This is a genomic window from Streptomyces sp. NPDC002676, from assembly GCF_053592455.1.
This window is the reverse complement of record NZ_JBSFVT010000009.1, coordinates 159,161-173,319: the sequence shown is the minus strand read 5'-3', so window position 1 is coordinate 173,319 and position 14,159 is coordinate 159,161. Positions and strand designations below refer to the sequence as shown.

General features: G+C 71.3%; 14 protein-coding genes. 3 read left to right on the top strand and 11 right to left on the bottom strand.

Annotated elements, in window-relative coordinates; all coding sequences use genetic code 11:
* Positions 1–134: 134 nt before the first annotated feature.
* The 4 genes from ACWD3E_RS25135 to ACWD3E_RS25120 all read right to left on the bottom strand — a co-directional run bounded on the left by ACWD3E_RS25135 (position 135) and on the right by ACWD3E_RS25120 (position 4,138).
* Positions 135–890, bottom strand: a complete 756-nt coding sequence (locus tag ACWD3E_RS25135) for an AIM24 family protein (protein ID WP_451389813.1) — start codon at positions 888–890, stop codon at positions 135–137.
* An 18-nt stretch (positions 891–908) separates the two neighbouring features.
* Entirely contained in the window at positions 909–1,589 is a 681-nt protein-coding gene (locus ACWD3E_RS25130) for an AIM24 family protein (RefSeq protein ID WP_451351858.1), read from the bottom strand.
* Between the two features lie 11 nt (positions 1,590–1,600).
* A complete protein-coding gene (locus ACWD3E_RS25125; protein WP_451389812.1) occupies positions 1,601–3,340 on the bottom strand; it encodes a TerD family protein in 1,740 nt (579 codons plus the stop codon).
* A 201-nt stretch (positions 3,341–3,541) separates the two neighbouring features.
* Positions 3,542–4,138 carry a M48 metallopeptidase family protein gene (locus ACWD3E_RS25120; RefSeq protein WP_451351860.1) on the bottom strand — a complete coding sequence of 199 codons (597 nt, stop codon included), beginning with the start codon at positions 4,136–4,138 and terminating at the stop codon, positions 3,542–3,544.
* Positions 4,139–4,403: 265 nt separating this feature from the next.
* Between ACWD3E_RS25120 and ACWD3E_RS25115 the strand changes: the two genes are divergently transcribed.
* A complete protein-coding gene (locus ACWD3E_RS25115) occupies positions 4,404–5,618 on the top strand; it encodes a TOMM precursor leader peptide-binding protein (protein WP_451389811.1) in 1,215 nt (404 codons plus the stop codon).
* Positions 5,611–7,032 carry an ABC1 kinase family protein gene (locus ACWD3E_RS25110; protein WP_451389810.1) on the top strand — a complete coding sequence of 474 codons (1,422 nt, stop codon included), beginning with the start codon at positions 5,611–5,613 and terminating at the stop codon, positions 7,030–7,032. Before ACWD3E_RS25115 ends, ACWD3E_RS25110 begins: the two co-directional genes overlap by 8 nt.
* 124 nt (positions 7,033–7,156) lie before the next feature.
* Here the strand turns inward: ACWD3E_RS25110 and ACWD3E_RS25105 are convergent, their stop codons facing one another.
* The 5 genes from ACWD3E_RS25105 to ACWD3E_RS25085 form a co-directional block, all read right to left on the bottom strand.
* The gene (locus ACWD3E_RS25105) at positions 7,157–7,369 is read right to left on the bottom strand and encodes a hypothetical protein (RefSeq protein WP_451389809.1); all 213 of its coding nucleotides are present in this window, start codon (positions 7,367–7,369) and stop codon (positions 7,157–7,159) included.
* Between the two features lie 137 nt (positions 7,370–7,506).
* The gene (locus ACWD3E_RS25100; protein ID WP_451389808.1) at positions 7,507–7,830 is read right to left on the bottom strand and encodes a hypothetical protein; all 324 of its coding nucleotides are present in this window, start codon (positions 7,828–7,830) and stop codon (positions 7,507–7,509) included.
* Positions 7,827–8,195 (bottom strand): WhiB family transcriptional regulator, encoded by a 369-nt coding sequence (locus ACWD3E_RS25095; RefSeq protein ID WP_451389807.1) that lies wholly within the window; start codon positions 8,193–8,195, stop codon positions 7,827–7,829. The genes ACWD3E_RS25100 and ACWD3E_RS25095 overlap by 4 nt, the downstream gene beginning before the upstream one ends.
* Before the next feature lie 172 nt (positions 8,196–8,367).
* Positions 8,368–8,688 carry a hypothetical protein gene (locus ACWD3E_RS25090; RefSeq protein ID WP_451389806.1) on the bottom strand — a complete coding sequence of 107 codons (321 nt, stop codon included), beginning with the start codon at positions 8,686–8,688 and terminating at the stop codon, positions 8,368–8,370.
* Positions 8,689–8,851: 163 nt separating this feature from the next.
* The gene (locus ACWD3E_RS25085; RefSeq protein WP_451389805.1) at positions 8,852–11,047 is read right to left on the bottom strand and encodes an ATP-dependent DNA helicase UvrD2; all 2,196 of its coding nucleotides are present in this window, start codon (positions 11,045–11,047) and stop codon (positions 8,852–8,854) included.
* A gap of 239 nt (positions 11,048–11,286) precedes the next feature.
* Between ACWD3E_RS25085 and ACWD3E_RS25080 the strand changes: the two genes are divergently transcribed.
* A complete protein-coding gene (locus ACWD3E_RS25080; protein WP_451351868.1) occupies positions 11,287–11,529 on the top strand; it encodes a mycoredoxin in 243 nt (80 codons plus the stop codon).
* A gap of 111 nt (positions 11,530–11,640) precedes the next feature.
* On the opposite strand, the gene nudC is transcribed toward ACWD3E_RS25080, so the two are convergent.
* Positions 11,641–12,585 carry an NAD(+) diphosphatase gene (gene nudC / locus ACWD3E_RS25075; protein ID WP_451389804.1) on the bottom strand — a complete coding sequence of 315 codons (945 nt, stop codon included), beginning with the start codon at positions 12,583–12,585 and terminating at the stop codon, positions 11,641–11,643.
* Between the two features lie 156 nt (positions 12,586–12,741).
* The gene (locus tag ACWD3E_RS25070; protein ID WP_451389803.1) at positions 12,742–14,145 is read right to left on the bottom strand and encodes a dipeptidase; all 1,404 of its coding nucleotides are present in this window, start codon (positions 14,143–14,145) and stop codon (positions 12,742–12,744) included.
* Positions 14,146–14,159: the final 14 nt, after the last annotated feature.

The following is a 14,159-nucleotide window of genomic DNA, read 5'->3' as shown; positions in this document are numbered from 1 at the left end:
CGGACACGAGGCATGTGCGCCTCTGGACAGAGGCATGTGCGCCTCCGGACACGAGGCATGTGCGCCTCTGGACAGAGGCATGTGTAAGGGGCGCCCGCACGGACGGGCGCCCCTTACGTTGGCTTTCCGGACGCTCAGCTCCAGACGTTGCCCTGGTTCTGCGCGCGCGCCCCGTGCTGCCCCATGCCGAACTGGGCGGCGAGGCCCTGGCCGATCACCGCGTTCTGCGGCGGCAGCAGCTCGCTGGGCTGCACGAGCGCGAACCCGGAGCCCATGAAGCTCAGCTCCCAGCCCTCACCGGTGTTGCCGCGCCGCCGCCACACCCCGGAGGAGTGCGTCTGGGCCTGCATCTGCACCCGCAGCCCGGTGGACCAGGCGACGATCGCGTCCGCGTCGCAGTTGACGTACTTGTCGGGCGTGACCTGCATCAGCAGCGGCGCGCCCGAGGTCATCAGGGCGACCTTGCCGCGCCCGGTGATGTTGAGCTGGTACTTCCCGGAGCCGGAGATGCCGTACAGGCTGTCGACCGCGATGACCTCGTGGTGCAGCGAGGAGTCCATGGCGAGGACGTAGCTGCTGTCGACGGTCAGCCCGTCCTGCTCGACCTCCATGACGTGCACGTGCTGGGCGAGGTTGGCGAGGAAGACCGTGCCCTGCCCGTGGCAGCGCATCAGGTCCAGGCCCTCGCCGGTGTACGCGTGCGCGCGTGCCTGGTTGTTGCTGCGGTACTCGGCGTCGAACTCGACGAGTCCCTGGTAGGCGACCATGGTGCCCTTGCGGGCGAGGATGTCGTCGTGGCCCTCCAGGGCGACGCGGAGCATCTGCTTGTTCTGCAGGCTCCAACGCTCCTGGGTCTGCTGGTCGTTGTAGGCGAAAAGCGGGCTCTGCATGGTGACTCTGGTTCCCCCTCAGCCCCGGATCCGGAGGCGGTCGGTGCTGTCCTCGCTGGGCTGGACGACGACGATGCCCTGGCCGGAGAAGGCCATCTGGTAGGCCTCGCCGCTGCCCCGGCCGATCAGCGACTGCGCCTTGAAGCTGCGCTTGCCCTTGACCTTCAGGTTCGGCGACCAGGCGACCAGCGCGTCGGGGTCGACGTACGTCTCGTCCTCGCCGCCGCCGCAGTCGACGACGATCGGCTTGCCACGGGAGGTCAGCGCGACCCAGCCCTGGCCGGAGATCTTCGTGTTCCACAGGCCCTGCCCGGCGAACTTGGCGAGCCCCTTGACCCGCTCGACGCCCCAGCTGAGGTGGGCGTCGAAGGCGAGCAGGTTGGTGGCGTTGACGGAGATGCCGTCGCCGTTGAGGTTGATCACGACGACGTTGGCGCCGTAGTCGGCGAGGTAGAGCAGGCCGTCGCCGGAGCACTTCATCAGCGGCGCGCCCTCGCCGGTGATCCAGTCGCGGGCGATCTGGCGGACGGCGGGCGGGTTGGGCTCGTAGGTGACGAAGCCTTCGTAGGCGACCATCGACCCCACACGCGCGAGGAGGTCGTTCCCGGTCTGCATGGCGACCTTCAGCATGTGGTTGCCGTGGTTCTCCATGCGGGCGGTGACGGGTGCGGGGGCGTAGCCCGCGAGCGGCTGGTTCATGACGGGCTCCCTCAGACCTCGTACGGCTGGACGACGATGAAGTTGCCGGGAGCGCCCCGGAACTGGAGGTTGACGCTCTCCCCGGTGTCGCCCGGGTAGGCGTTGCGACGCATCCGGACCTGGCTGGAGACGACCACCTGGGCGGCGGCCGACCAGGCGACGACGGCGTTGCAGTCGGCGAACGTGGTCGGCGTGACCGGCAGGACCACGGGCGTGCCGTGCGTCTTGAGGACGATCGTGCCGGTGCCCTGGAACTGCATGGTGAACAGCGCCCCGCCGGGGATGCCGTGGCCCTCGATGCGGCGGACCTCGTACTGCAGGCTCTCGTCGAAGGCGAGGACGTTCTCGGCGGAGACGCAGATCGCGTCGCCCTGCAGCTCGATGGGGTGCAGCATCGTGGAGTTCTCGGCGAGGAACACCTGGCCGTTGCCGGTGCAGCGCATCAGCTGCATCTCCTGGCCGGTGGCGCCGCCGACGATGCGTCCGGCGAATCCGGCGCCCTTGTAGCCGAAGTCGACCTTGCCCTGGTAGAGCACCATGCTGCCCTGCCGCGCCAGCACGGGCTGCCCGCCGATGCCGAGGTCGACCCGGATGAGCTTCTTGTTCTGCTGGGTCCAACGCTGCCCGGTGGGCGTCTCCTTGAACGCCTGCAGCGCGGCGCCCACTCCGGCACCGCCCTGGGGGGCGCCCTGCGGCACTCCGTAGCCGCCGGCCTGCTGGCCGGGGACCTGTCCGTACGCCGGCGGCTGGCCGTAGCCCGGGGGCATGGGCACGCCGGGCTGCTGGCCGCCGTACGAGGGCGGCTGCTGGCCGTACGCGGGCGGCTGCTGGCCGTAGCCCGGCGGCATGGGGGCGCCGGGGGCGGGGGGCTGGCCGCCGTACGACGGCTGCTGCGGCGGCTGGCCGTAGGGTGCCGGGGGCGGGGGCGGTGCCATGGGCCCGGCGGGCGGGGTCATCGGAGCGATGACGGTGGGCGCCGCGTGCACGTTCGGGGCCGGGGGCGGGGTGAGTCCAGGCTGCGGTGCGTAGCCCTGCGGGGCGGGCTGCGGCACGGGGGCCGCGGAGGGCGCAGGTGCGGCCATGGGCGTGGGCGCAGGCGCAGGCGCGGCCGGGGCACCGAAGGCAGGGGGTGCGGCCGGCGCGGCGGCCTGAGCGGGCGCGGCGAAACCGGGCGCCGCCCCGGTCTGCGGCTGCTGCGGCTGCGGGGCGGCGGGGGCCTCCTCCTCCAGCACCTCACCGCCGAAGTTCTTCAGCAACGCCTCCAGGCCGCCGTCGAAGCCCTGCCCGACCGCGGCGAACCGCCACACGTCCTTGAAGTAGAAGTCACCGAGCATCACGGCCCGCTCGGTGGAGAACTCCGAGCCGTTGAAGGAGTACCGGGCGACCTCCTCGCCACCGGCCACGATGCGCAGGTACCCGGGATCGACCTGCGACATCTGACCGGCGCCGTCGATGGTCGCCGTGAAGGACAGCTTGCGGATCTGGGAGGGGATCCGGTCCAGCGTGACCCGGAACGACTCCGTGTCGCCCGCCTGCCCGCCCAGCAGCTGGATGGACTCCTCCGGGGACTTCGGCTGGTTGAAGAAGACGAAGTACCGGTCGTCCGAGAGGCGCTCCTCGGCGTCCAGACCGAAGCAGCTGATGTCGAAGGTCAGTCCGGGCGCCGAGATCTGCACACCTACGTACAGATCCGTGCCCGTCGTGAGGTCACTGATCCTGGCCTTGTGGCCGCGTTGGAATTCCCTGGCCATGCGTTACGACCGTCCCCCATCCCGAGTGTGAGTGCGTCGCGCCAGGCTAACGGCAAACCCCGACAACGAACGCAGCCGGTACAGACCCGGTACACAACCGCACCCGGTCACTCACACAGGTCTCTCACACGGGCCGCTCACACGAGTTGCTCACACGGCCGCTCACACGAGCTGCTCTCCCGGGCCTCTCGCGCGGACCGCTCACTCCCCGCGCGCGCCGGGCACGTGCGGGAGCCGCTCGGCGGCGACCACGCCCTCGAGATATCCGCGGGCCCGCTCGGTGCGTGGATAGGCCTCCAACAGCCGCCAGAAGTCCGGCCCGTGACCGGGCACCAGCAGATGCGCGAGCTCGTGGCAGAGGACGTAGTCGACGACGTACTCCGGCATCCCCTGGAGTCGGTGGGAGAGCCGGATGCTGCCCTCGGCGGGGGTGCACGAGCCCCAGCGGGTGTTCTGGTTGGTGACCCAGCGCACGGATGCGGGGCGGGCCCTGCCGTCGAAGTACTGCGCGGAGAGCCGTTCGGCGCGCTCGGCCAACTCGGCGTCGCCGAGCACCCGCTTGCTCTCCTGGGCGGCCAGCTTGTCGAGCATGACGGTCACCCAGCGTTTCTCCTCCGCCTCGGACATCCGGGCGGGGATCAGCACGACGGTGCGATCGCCGTCGCGGTACGCGGAGACCGTGCGGCGGCGCCGGGTACTCCTGCGGACCTCGATCGCGCTCGCCCCCGAGCCGCTCGGCGGCTGGCTCGTCGTGCTGCGCTGTGGCTTTCCGGCGCGGTGCAGTGGGTCGGCGGGCACGCCACGACGTTACCCGCTGGGCAGGGCCGAAGTCCCGGCTCCGGAGCGGTTACCCGCCGATCCCCCACCGTGCGTTTGATTTGTACGACTCACCTCCGCCCGATTTGTGCGATTAATACCCGTCACCTGTGGACAACTCCCGGCACACGTCCGCCACCCCGGGCATGCTGGCAACACACCGGCGGAGCCCGACCGACACCGCCGACTGAACCACACCCGAACGACTCCGACCTTTCCGGACTTTCGACGGCTACGGGGGCCTGTCATGCATCCGATGGTGAAGCCCGCGCTGCGGCGCGGCTGGCGAGATCTCAACACCGTGCAGTTCGGGATGACTCCGGCGCACGCACTGACACTGGGGCCGATGGACACGGCGACGGGCAGCTTCCTCGATTTGCTCAACGGCACCCGCGGGCTGCCGCTGCTGCGCGAGGAGGCCCGCCGCATGGACCTGCCGGACGGCCATGTCGACACACTGGTGCGGCAGCTCGCCCACGCGGGCCTCGTCGACGACGCCCGCGGCGGCGGACCGGCCGCGGACGCACTGCGGGCGAAAGAGGACGTCCTGCGACGGCTGCGTCCCGACCTCGCCTCGCTGTCCCTGACTACCCCCGAGCCGGGCGGCGCGCTCGGCAGACTCGCCGCCCGCCGCTCCCTGCACGTCCAGGTGCGGGGCGCGGGGCGGGTCGGTGCCGTGCTCGCGTCGGTGCTGTCGGGCGCGGGGGTCGGCGAGGTCGACGTGCGCGACGTGGGACGCGTGGAGCCCTGGGACCTCGCACCGGGCGGACTCTCCGCCGAGTCCCTCGGCGAACGCCGGGACAAAGCGGCACGGGCCGCCGCCCGCCACGCGGCCCCGGACCGCCCGCCCCGCCGCGCCCGCACCCCCGGATCCGGCGCCCAGGACCCCGGCCTCTCCCTGGTGATCCTCACCCCCAGGGACGACGTGGCCGTCCACGCCCCCGACCCGTTCACCGCCGAACCCCTCATGGCCTCGGGCACACCCCATCTCTACGCGGGGGTCGTGGAGGGAACCGGCATCGTCGGCCCCCTCGTCCTGCCCGGACAGACGAGCTGCGCGGGCTGCCTGCAGCAGGACCGCACCGACCGGGACCCGGCCTGGCCCCGCCTCGTCGCCCAGTGGCGCTCCGGAAGGGCCCGCCAGGTCGGAGCCTGCGATCTGGCACTGGCCACGACGGTCGCCGGGCTGGCCGCGGCCCACGCCCTGGCCTTCCTCGACGGGGAGTCACCGGCCGGCGCCGGAGTCCGCTGGGAGGTGTCCCTCCCCACCCTGAACTGGCACCCCCGACCGGTGCGGCCTCACCCGGCATGCGCGTGCGGCGCAGCGGAGAGAGGTGATGGGGAACACACCTCAGCCAACGAGGAGCCACGCGAGACAATGGCGATGCAACGGCCGTCGACCGAGCGACGACGCGAGGCAGGCTCGACGCGGCCGACTGGGACTTGGAGGGCGCATGTCTGATCTTCCCCGGAAGGCGGTCACCCGGACCGCCAAGCTCGCCGCGCTCCCGCTCGGCTTCGCAGGCCGGGCGACCTGGGGGCTTGGCAAGCGGATCGTGGGCGAGTCCGCGGAGATCGTCGGCCGTGAGCTGCAACAGCGCACGGCGGAACAGCTGTTCAAGGTGCTCGGGGAGCTCAAGGGCGGCGCGATGAAGTTCGGGCAGGCCCTGTCCGTCTTCGAGTCCGCCCTCCCGGAGGAGATCGCCGGCCCCTACCGCGCGGCGCTGACCAAGCTCCAGGAGGCGGCACCGCCAATGCCGACCCGCACGGTGCACGCGGTGCTCACGGAGCGGCTGGGCGCGGACTGGCGGGAGCTGTTCCTGGAGTTCGAGGACAAGCCGGCCGCCGCGGCCTCGATCGGGCAGGTGCACCGGGCGCTGTGGCATGACGGCCGTGAGGTGGCGGTCAAGGTGCAGTACCCGGGCGCGGGCGAGGCCCTGCTGTCCGACCTGAGCCAACTGAGCCGCTTCGCCCGCCTCTTGGGGCCACTCATTCCCGGCATGGACATCAAGCCGCTGATCGCGGAGCTGCGGGACCGCGTCTCCGAGGAACTGGACTACGCGCTGGAGGCACAGGCCCAGGCGGCGCACGCGGAGGAGTTCGCGGACGACCCGGACGTGGTGGTCCCGGCGGTGGTCCACCAGTGCGACCAGGTCCTGGTGACCGAGTGGATCGACGGGGTCCCGCTGTCGGAGATCATCGCGGACGGCACTCAGGACCAGCGCGACCGGGCAGGCCAGCTCCTGGCACGCTTCCTCTTCTCGGGCCCGGCCCGCACCGGCCTCCTGCACGCCGACCCGCATCCGGGCAACTTCCGTCTGCTGCCCGGCGGCCCGGACGGCGAGGACGACTGGCGGCTGGGCGTCCTGGACTTCGGCACGGTCGACCGGCTGCCCGGCGGTCTGCCGACCCCGATCGGCATCTCGCTGCGGATGACCCTGGACGGCGAGGCCGAGCCGGTCTACGAACTCCTGTGCAGGGAAGGGTTCGTCAAGAAGTCCATAGAGCTGGACCCCGACGCGGTCCTCGACTACCTGCTGCCGATCATCGAACCGGCCGGCAGCGAGGAGTTCACCTTCAGCCGCTCCTGGATGCGCAGCCAGGCCGCCCGCATCGGCGACCCACGCTCCCCCGCCTACCAGCTGGGCAAGCAGCTGAACCTGCCGCCGGCCTATCTGCTGATACACCGGGTGACACTGAGCACCATCGGCGTGCTGTGCCAGCTGGGAGCCACCGTACGGCTGCGGGACGAGCTGGAGGAGTGGCTGCCGGGCTTCGTCTTCGAGGAGGGCCCGGAGGACGTCCTGGACGAGGACTTGGCCGAGCTGGACGAGCTGGACGAGCTGGACGAGGAGGAGTCGGCGGCGGAGGCCTGACGGCCCGGCAGGAGGCGCACGCCGGACCGCGACCTTGATCTGGGCTGCCGTAGTACGGGGGCGGGGTGGGCGGGGTGGGCGGGGTGGGGAGGGAGGGGGGAGGGGGAAGCCCCCCAAGCGTTCCTCACCACCAAGCCGAGTCCAGCCGCCCCTCGATCGCCCGAAGGTTCTCCCGGGAGCAACGGTCGCAGAAGTACCGGCGGGTGCCGTTCTCCATGGAGCAGGTCCAGGTGGCCGGCGGGGGGCCGTCGGCGGGGGTGCCGCAGCGGGCACACAAGAGGGGCCAGGGCTCCCTGGTGGAGCCGCCCTGATCACTGCTTCCGGGAAGACTCGTCACCCGGTGACGATAACTCCGCGCCCGGCGGATCTGCGGGTGCAACGCACCGCGGGGGCCGGTCCGTTCGGTCGGACCGGCCCCCGCGGGGAAGGTTTCGCCTCCCTGGACCGGGAGGCCACCGCTTCGGGTGTGTTCGCTTACTGCATGACCGCCATGGCGAGCGCGCGGCGGGCGCGCATCGAGGCGCGCTCCGCCCGGCGCTGCATCCGCCGGGCGGTCGCCAGGCTCACGGCCCGGCGTTCCCGCTCGGCGTCATGCAGGCGCTCGCGCATATGCGCACGTGCCAGGGCTTCTGGGATGAGTTGCATTTCTCGGGTCCTGTTCTGACGCGAGCCGGTCGCGCCATTGGTGCTGAAGTCTGGGGTCGCGGAGCCTGTGGGCTCGCTGGTGGACGGCTTCATCGGGGCCTGCTTCTTGGGGTCGTGCGTGAGGGGGCGGTCGATCGTTCCTGCGGTGTTCATGCCGTGACCGGGTTCTTGCGCGGGCGGCCACGGGGCCGCTTCCGGGCGACGACGACACCCTGGACGAACAGCTCGCCACCCCAGACGCCCCAGGGCTCACGCCGCTCCTTGGCGCCGGCGAGGCAGGCCTCCATCAGCGGGCAGGTGCGGCACAGGGACTTGGCGTACTCGACGTCCGCCGGCGACTCGGCGAAGAAGACTTCCGGGTCGTAGGAGCGGCAGGGGACGGGTACGCCGAGGTTCTCGATGGCGTCGTCGAGCGCGGTGAGCGCGGTGAGGGGGGTCAAGGTGGTGTCCTCCGTGAGGCCGGGCGGGGGGAGCGTTTGCGAAGGCGGTACGGACGGGGCGTGCGCTTCGAGTTGCACGGTTGGTCTTCCTCGTCTGGTCGTTCCGGCCGGTTGACCGGGTGTCGGCTTGGTACCGGGTTCTTTTCTTGTCCCGAGGCCCCTTCGCTCCGTCGTCCCCGTTCGGGGAAAACAGAAGGGCCGCGGATCCCGGATGGGGTTCCGCGGCCCTGAAGGCGCCGGCCTGATCGGATCAGGCTGGATCACTCCAGGGTTCTGGCCCACGGAAGGCCCACATCTGGTGGTGCTGCGTCGTCTGCTTCCGGAATCCGGCACCGGCCGCCGCAAAGGCATAGGCGTGAGCCTGTGCCGCTACCGCTTCCAGTGCCTTGGTCGGTCGCTCATTGCCTTCGCGGACGGGAAGGCCCGCGAGGGACAGGGAGGACGCCGGACGCACGGCACGGATGCCGGACAGACCGGTGCCCTGGTTCGAGGCGCCGAGCATGCACGTGGAGACGGTCGAACGATCGGTCAGTTTGGCCGTGCTGATGGTGCTGATGTTGATGCTGATCACTGGACTCGCCTCCTCTCGGCGTCTCGGGGACTGGGGTGAACCAGCCCGCTGGATATGCAAGTAGAACACGGAATCAGGGCCTTGGAGAAGGCCGCTGCGTCCGTGCCTAGAACCTATGGGGATTGCTGGGGCATGCGCAAACTATTTTTTCGACGAGTTCGTATCAGTCGTCATCGGCGTCTTCCCCGACCTTCTGGCCTGCGCAGATGGCCAGTACGTCGGTTCCGTAGCTGCGCAGCTTGCGGCTGAGGACGCCTGGGATGCGGGACAGTTCGGCACTGTTCTCGGGCCGGGTCTCGGCGATGGCGATGAGGGTGCGGTCGGTGAACACGCAGAAGTCCGGCTGGCCGCTCCGCGCGGCCTGGACCGCCCGCCACTCGCGCAGCCGCTCGTAGAGGCCTGCGTCCATGTCGGAGGGGCAGTCGGCGCAACGCATCAGCTTCATCTCGCCGGCGTCGGTGAGGGTACGGCCGCAGACCCGGCAGCGGGCGGGGGTGCGCTGGGTGCGGCGGGGTCTGGCGGCGGTGTCGCCGGCAGTGCCGCGTTCGATGCCTCCGGTGGAACCGGCGCCGGGGCGGCCGACGGTGGCGGTCGTGCCGGGGCGCAGGCCGTCGAGGAAGTGGCTGGGTCTGCGGTGGGGACGGCCGCCGGGTGCGCGGGACAGCGCCCAGGAGACATTGAGCCGTTCTCTGGCGCGGGTGACGCCGACGTAGAGCAGGCGTCGTTCCTCTTCGATCTGCTCGTCGGTCTTGGCGTAGGTGATCGGCATCATGCCCTCGGCGATGCCGACCAGGAAGACGACGTCCCATTCGAGGCCCTTGGCGGCGTGCAGGGAGGCGAGGGTGACGCCCTGGACGGTCGGGGCGTGCTGGGCGTTGGCCCGTTCGTCCAGTTCGGCCACGAAGTCGGCGAGGGTGGCTGTGGGCCGGGCGGCGGTGAAGTCGTGGGCGAGGTTGACCAGGGCGGCGAGCGATTCCCAGCGTTCTCTGACGGCGCCGGAGCCGGCCGGGGGCTCACTGGTCCAGCCTTCTCCGGACAGGACGGCGCGTACTTGTGAGGGCAGGTCCACGACGTCGTCGAGCAGGGAGTCGTTGCCGCCGAAGCGGGCGGCGCCGCGCAGGGCGATGCCTGCCTTGCGTACTTCGGGCCGGTCGAAGAAGCGCTCGGCGCCGCGCAGCTGGTAGGGGACTCCGGCGTCGGCGAGGGCCTGTTCGTAGGTTTCGGACTGGGAGTTGGTGCGGAACAGGATGGCGATCTCGGCGGCGGGGACGCCGGAGTCGATCAGCTCGCGGATGCGGCGGGCGGCTCCTTCGGCCTCGGCCGGTTCGTCGGTGTATTCGGTGTAGACGGGTTCGGGGCCGGCGGGGCGCTGGGAGACGAGTTCCAGCCGGTGGTCGGCGGCGCGGCCACTGGCCTGGGCGAGCAGTCCGTTGGCGAGGTGGACCACCTGTGGGGTGGAGCGGTAGTCGCGGACGAGTTTGACGACGGTGGCGCCGGGGTGGCGGGCGCGGAAGTCGAGGAGGTGGTCGGGGGTTGCTCCGGTGAACGAGTAGATGGTCTGGCTGGCGTCGCCGACGACGCACAGGCTGTCCCGGTTGCCGAGCCACAGTTCGAGCAGCCGCTGCTGGAGGGGGCTGACGTCCTGGTACTCGTCGACGACGAAGTGCTGGTACTGGGAGCGGACCTGTTCGGCGATGTCGTGCCGGTCCTGGAGGATGGCGACGGTCAGCAGCAGGACGTCCTCGAAGTCGATGACGGAGCGGTCGCGCTTGAGGTCTTCGTAGGCGGCGTAGAGGTGGGCGATCTCGGCGGGGTCGCGTGGGGTCTCGCGGCCGGCCTTCGCAGCCGCGTACGGGTAGTCGGCGGGGACGGTCTGGGTGACCTTGGACCACTCGATCTCGGCGGTGGTGTCGCGCAGCTCGCCCCGGTCGAGGCGGATGCCGCAGGCTGCGGCGGCGTCGGCGACGAGCTGGATCTTGCGGTCCACGATCCGGGGCATGCTGCCACCGATCGCTTTCGGCCAGAAGTACTGGAGCTGGCGCAGCGCCGCGGAGTGGAAGGTGCGGGCCTGGACGCCCTGGGCGCCGAGCTGGCGGAGCCGTCCGCGCATCTCTCCTGCGGCGCGGTTGGTGAAGGTGACGGCGAGGACACTGGACGGCTGGAGGATGCCGGCACGCACTCCGTAGGCGATGCGGTGGGTGATCGCGCGGGTCTTGCCCGTGCCCGCTCCGGCCAGGACGCACACCGGGCCGTGCAGGGCGGTGGCGACTTCGCGCTGCTCGGGGTCGAGCCCTTCGAGCACCGCGTCGGCCGATTCCGGTGCCTGCGGGAAGAGGGGGGAGTGCGTTGCTGGTGTCACACGGCCATGCTGCCAGGTCGCCCGGGGCTGCTGTGCCGGTTGTCCACAGGCAGCGCCTCGCAGTCGTACTAATGCGGCAGGCGTCACAGCGGTGCCGGGTACGGGCGTCACGGCGGTGCCGCACACGCTTTGCCGGGGTGTCCCGGACACCTCGGATACCTCGGGCGGGAATGGCGTGCCGGTCGCTTACGTTTCTCCCCAGGACGACCTACCTGAGCTGCCTGAGGAGCGCGAGAGACATGCAGGGCACTGTGACGATGTACAGCACGACTTGGTGCGGCTACTGCCAGCGGCTGAAGAGCCAGCTGAGCCGGGAGGGCATCGCTTTCACCGAGATCAACATCGAGCAGGACCCGGAGTCCGCCGCTTTCGTGGAGAAGGCGAATGGCGGAAACCAGACGGTCCCGACCGTGCTCTTCGCGGACGGCAGCACGCTGACGAACCCGTCGCTGGCGCAGGTGAAGCAGAAGCTCGCCGCCTGACGCTCCGCGGGTTTCCGTGGTGATGTGACAGCAGGGTGGCCCCTGACGTTCGGGGGCCACCCTGCTGTGTTGTGTCTTACACCGTTCTGTCCCACACCACGGTGGGGTGCCTCAGACGAGGCTTCTCGTGGGCAGCGGCTTGCCGTACCACCGCTCGATGAGCCGGGCGGCGATGGAGATGCCGTAGGGCGGCAGGACCTCGCCGGACTCGAAGGCGGCGTGGAGTTCCTCGCGGGAGAACCAGCGGGCCTCGTGGATCTCGTCGCCGTCGACGTTGATCTCCGTGGAGGTGGCGCGGGCCATGAAGCCGAGCATCAGGCTGGACGGGAAGGGCCAGGGCTGGCTGGCCACGTACTCGACGTCGCCGACGGTGACGCCAACCTCCTCGTAGACCTCGCGGCGCACCGACTGCTCGATGGACTCGCCGGGCTCGACGAAGCCGGCGAGCGTGGAGAAGCGGCCCTCGGGCCAGTGGACCTGCCGGCCGAGCAGGATGCGGTCCTTCTCGTCGGTGACGGCCATGATCACGGCCGGGTCGGTGCGCGGATAGTGCTCGGCGCCGCAGGCGGGGCAGCGGCGGATGTGGCCGGCGGCGGCGATGACGGTGCGCTCGCCGCAGCGCGAGCAGAAGCGGTGGGTGCGCTGCCAGTTCTCCAGGCCGACGGCGTGCACCATGAGGCCCGCGTCGCGCGGGGAGAGCAGCAGGCCCGCCTCGCGCAGGCCGGCCGGGCGCGCGGACTGGTCGATGCGGCCGGGCAGCGAGTCCTTCTGGAGGGCGAAGTAGCTGACGCCGTCCTCGTCGATGCCGAGGAAGTAGCGGTGGGCCTCGGTGAGGGGGGCTTCGAAGGAGGGGGTCATGACGAGTTCGGTCCGCCCGTCGGGCGTCTCGTCGATCAGCACCTGGCCGCCGGAGACCACGAAGCAGCGGGTCGTGGGGTGGCTCCATGCCGCCGCGAGCCAGGCCTCGTCCAGCCGGTGGTGGGCGGCGCGGTCGATGCCGCTCGGGGCTGTCAGCGAGATGGGTCGGTCGGCGGTGTGCTCGGTCGAGGTGGTCACGGGTGCTTCCAACTCCCCCAGAGGAAATGTTCGTTTCGGCGGGCGGTTCGGCGGGATGTGGGGCGGGCGGACACCGGGCCGGGTGCGGGTGGAGCGTGCGGGGCGGTCCCTCCAGTGTGCCCCGCACGCGCCGCCGCTCCGTACGGCGCCGGCCGGTCAGGGCGCGGGGTGCCAGTTCTCGGCCAGGTCTCCCCACAGGTAGGCGCTGGTCTCGACGCCCTTGACCAGGAGGTCCAGCTCGACCTTCTCGTTCGGGGCGTGCCAGCCGTCGGAGGGCACGGAGATGCCCAGGAAGAGGACGGGGGCGCCGAGGACCTCCTGGAGGTCGGCGGCGGGTCCGGAGCCGCCCTCGCGGGTGAAGCGGACGGGGCTCTGGAAGGCGCGGCCCATGGCGCGGGCCACGGACTGCAGCGCGGGGTGGTCGAGCGGGGTCAGGCACGGGCGCGTGGCGGAGCCGAAGGTGATCTCGTGCCGGATCCCGGCGGGCATCTGCGCGGCGGCCCAGGCGCGGACGGCCTTCTCGATGTGGTCGGGGTCCTGGCCGGCGACCAGCCGGAAGGACAGCTTCACCATGGCCGAGGACGGGATGATCGTCTTGCTGCCGGGGCCCTGGTAGCCGCCGCCGATGCCGTTGACCTCGGCGGTCGGGCGGGCCCAGATGCGCTCCAGGGTGGTGTGCCCGGCCTCGCCGTGGGTGGCATACGACCTGGCGGTGCGCAGCCACCCTTCCTCGTCGAAGGGCAGTTCGGCGAACAGGGCGCGCTCGCGGTCGGTCAGCTCGGTGATGCCGTCGTAGAAGCCGGGGACCGCCACGCGCGTGTGCTCGTCGTGCAGGGCGGCGACCAGGCGGGCCGCGGCGGTGGCCGGGTTGGGGACGGCGCCGCCGAAGGAGCCGGAGTGGATGTCCTGGTCGGGGCCGTACAGCCGGATCTCGCATTCGGCGAGGCCGCGCATGCCGGTGCAGACGGTCGGGGTGTCCTCGGACCACATGCCGGTGTCGGAGACGATCACGGCGTCGGCTGTGAGCCGTTCGGCGCGCTCCTCCACGAGGGCCCGGAAGTGCGTGGAGCCGGATTCCTCCTCGCCCTCGATCAGCAGTTTCAGGTTGACGGCGGGGGCGGTGCGGCCGGTGGCGGCGAGGTGGGCGCGGACGCCGAGTGTGTGGAAGAACACCTGGCCCTTGTCGTCGGCGGCCCCGCGCGCGTAGAGGCGGTTTTCGCGGACGACCGGTTCGAAGGGCTCGCTGTCCCAGCCGTCCTCGCGGGCGGCGGGCTGCACGTCGTGGTGGCCGTAGACGAGGACGGTGGGCGCCGCGGGGTCGGCGGAGGGCCATTCGGCGAAGACGGCCGGGGCGCCGGGGGTCTCCCAGACCTCGGTGGTCGGGAAGCCGGTCTCCTGGAGCTTGGCGGCGAGCCAGTCGGCGCTGCGTCGTACGTCGGGCGCGTGGTCGGGCTGGGCCGACACGGAGGGGATGCGCAGCCATGCGGCGAGGTCGTCGAGGAAGGCGGCGCGGTGCTGCTCGATGTACGTGCGGACGGCGCTGTCCGGGGTCTGGCTCATGTTCCCGAGCCTAT